The organism is Stenotrophomonas sp. CASM106 (assembly GCF_049384825.1).
Classification (GTDB): domain Bacteria; phylum Pseudomonadota; class Gammaproteobacteria; order Xanthomonadales; family Xanthomonadaceae; genus Stenotrophomonas; species Stenotrophomonas muris.
On sequence record NZ_JBMRFS010000021.1, the window covers coordinates 1 to 3,430 of the forward strand.

General features: G+C 53.3%; 1 tRNA gene and 2 rRNA genes. All 3 read left to right on the forward strand.

Features of this window, described 5'->3' with window-relative positions:
• Positions 1-5 precede the first annotated feature (5 nt).
• A tRNA-Ile gene (locus VG556_RS22295) sits at positions 6-82 on the forward strand.
• Between the two features lie 223 nt (positions 83-305).
• Positions 306-3,185: ribosomal RNA gene (locus tag VG556_RS22300) — 23S ribosomal RNA — on the forward strand.
• A gap of 126 nt (positions 3,186-3,311) precedes the next feature.
• Positions 3,312-3,426, forward strand: a 5S ribosomal RNA gene (gene rrf / locus VG556_RS22305).
• Positions 3,427-3,430 lie beyond the last annotated feature (4 nt).

Here is a 3,430-nt window from a genome sequence, read left to right on the forward strand (position 1 = left end):
TTTCCGGGTCTGTAGCTCAGGTGGTTAGAGCGCACCCCTGATAAGGGTGAGGTCGGTAGTTCGAGTCTACCCAGACCCACCATTCTCTGAATGACGCATACAATCGATCTTTATACGCATCAGCACTGTGGCTGGTACGTGTTCTTTTAAAACTTGTGACGTAGCGAGCGTTTGAGATGTTCTATCAGACGTGTCGTGAGGCTAAGGCGAGAGACATAAGTCTCTTTATTGATTGAGTCGTTATATTCGTATCCGGGCTTTGTACCCCCGGGTCATATGTAACCCAAGGCAACTTGCGGTTATATGGTCAAGCGAATAAGCGCACACGGTGGATGCCTTGGCGGTCAGAGGCGATGAAGGACGTGGCAGCCTGCGAAAAGTATCGGGGAGCTGGCAACAAGCTTTGATCCGGTAATGTCCGAATGGGGAAACCCACCCGCTTGCGGGTATCCTGCAGTGAATACATAGCTGCTGGAAGCGAACCTGGTGAACTGAAATATCTAAGTAACCAGAGGAAAAGAAATCAACCGAGATTCCGTAAGTAGCGACGAGCGAACGCGGACTAGCCCTTAAGCTGATTTGGTTCTAGGAAAACACTCTGGAAAGAGTGGCCATAGAAGGTGATAGCCCTGTATCTGAAAGGGCCATTTCAGTGAAGACGAGTAGGGCGGGGCACGTGAAACCCTGTCTGAACATGGGGGGACCATCCTCCAAGGCTAAATACTACTGACCGACCGATAGTGAACCAGTACCGTGAGGGAAAGGCGAAAAGAACCCCGGAGAGGGGAGTGAAATAGAACCTGAAACCGTGTGCGTACAAGCAGTAGGAGCTCCGCAAGGAGTGACTGCGTACCTTTTGTATAATGGGTCAGCGACTTACTGTTCGTGGCAAGCTTAACCGTATAGGGGAGGCGAAGGGAAACCGAGTCTGATAAGGGCGCATAGTCGCGGGCAGTAGACCCGAAACCGGGTGATCTAGTCATGCCCAGGGTGAAGGTGCGGTAACACGCACTGGAGGCCCGAACCCACTCCCGTTGCAAAGGTAGGGGATGAGGTGTGATTAGGAGTGAAAAGCTAATCGAACCCGGAGATAGCTGGTTCTCCTCGAAAGCTATTTAGGTAGCGCCTCATATGTATCCTCTCGGGGGTAGAGCACTGTTATGGCTAGGGGGTCATCGCGACTTACCAAACCATTGCAAACTCCGAATACCGAGACGGACTGTATGGGAGACACACGGCGGGTGCTAACGTCCGTCGTGAAAAGGGAAACAACCCAGACCCACAGCTAAGGTCCCAAATTCACTGCTAAGTGGAAAACCATGTGGAAAGGCACAGACAGCCAGGAGGTTGGCTTAGAAGCAGCCACCCTTTAAAGAAAGCGTAATAGCTCACTGGTCGAGTCGGTCTGCGGGGAAGATTTAACGGGGCTAAGCAGTGAACCGAAGCTTGGGGTGCATAACTTTGTTATGCGCGGTAGAGGAGCGTTCCGTAAGCCGTTGAAGGTGGATTGAGAAGTCTGCTGGAGGTATCGGAAGTGCGAATGCTGACATGAGTAACGATAATGCGGGTGAAAAACCCGCACGCCGAAAGCCCAAGGTTTCCTTGCGCAACGTTAATCGGCGCAGGGTGAGTCGGCCCCTAAGGCGAGGACGAAAGTCGTAGTCGATGGGAAGCAGGTTAATATTCCTGCACCTCGCGTAAGTGCGATGGAGGGACGGAGAAGGTTAGGTGTACCAGGCGTTGGTTGTCCTGGGGAAAGGCGGTAGGTTTGGATCTTTGGCAAATCCGGGATCCTCTAAGACCGAGCACCGAGACGAGCCTTTATGGCGAAGTCACTGATACCACGCTTCCAGGAAAAGCTCCTAAGCTTCAGCTTACGCAGACCGTACCGTAAACCGACACAGGTGGGTAGGATGAGAATTCTCAGGCGCTTGAGAGAACTCGGGTGAAGGAACTAGGCAACATGGCACCGTAACTTCGGGAGAAGGTGCACCCTTTTTGGTGGCTCGTGCGAGCTATAGCTGAAGAGGGTCGCAGTAACCAGGCCGCTGCGACTGTTTATCAAAAACACAGCACTCTGCAAACACGAAAGTGGACGTATAGGGTGTGACGCCTGCCCGGTGCTGGAAGGTTAATTGATGGGGTCAGCCGCAAGGCGAAGCTCTTGATCGAAGCCCCAGTAAACGGCGGCCGTAACTATAACGGTCCTAAGGTAGCGAAATTCCTTGTCGGGTAAGTTCCGACCTGCACGAATGGCGTAACGACAGCGGCGCTGTCTCCACCCGAGACTCAGTGAAATTGAAATCGCTGTGAAGATGCAGCGTTCCCGTGGCAAGACGGAAAGACCCCGTGAACCTTTACTATAGCTTTACACTGAACGTTGAGTTCGTCTGTGTAGGATAGGTGGGAGGCTATGAAACCATGGCGCTAGCTGTGGTGGAGCCATCCTTGAAATACCACCCTGTCGTGCTTGACGTTCTAACCTGGGCCCATTATCTGGGTCGGGGACCGTGTATGGTGGGTAGTTTGACTGGGGCGGTCTCCTCCTAAAGAGTAACGGAGGAGCTCGAAGGTACGCTCAGCGCGGTCGGACATCGCGCACTGTGTGCAAAGGCATAAGCGTGCTTGACTGCAAGATCGACGGATCAAGCAGGTAGGAAACTAGGACTTAGTGATCCGGTGGTTCTGTATGGAAGGGCCATCGCTCAACGGATAAAAGGTACTCCGGGGATAACAGGCTGATACCGCCCAAGAGTTCATATCGACGGCGGTGTTTGGCACCTCGATGTCGGCTCATCACATCCTGGGGCTGTAGTCGGTCCCAAGGGTATGGCTGTTCGCCATTTAAAGTGGTACGCGAGCTGGGTTCAGAACGTCGTGAGACAGTTCGGTCCCTATCTGCCATGGGCGTTGGAGATTTGAGAGGGGCTGCTCCTAGTACGAGAGGACCGGAGTGGACGAACCTCTGGTGTTCCGGTTGTCACGCCAGTGGCATTGCCGGGTAGCTATGTTCGGAAGCGATAACCGCTGAAAGCATCTAAGCGGGAAGCGCGCCTCAAGATGAGATCTCCCGGGGCACAAGCCCCCTGAAGGAACCATGTAGACTACGTGGTTGATAGGTCAGGTGTGTAAGTACAGCAATGTATTGAGCTAACTGATACTAATGATCCGTGCGGCTTGACCATATAACCTCAAGTTGCCTTGGCTTTACGACAACGTCGTAAGAGCATCCAAGTGCACGCTACGTCACAAGAACTATGCGAGGCTGGCGCCTTGTCCCACCGGGACGAGTGCGACTCTCCAAAAGCCTCCCTGGTGAAATTAGCGCTGTGGAACCACCCGATCCCATCCCGAACTCGGAAGTGAAACGCAGCTGCGCCGATGGTAGTGTGGCTCAAGCCATGCGAGAGTAGGTCATCGCCAGGGTTTA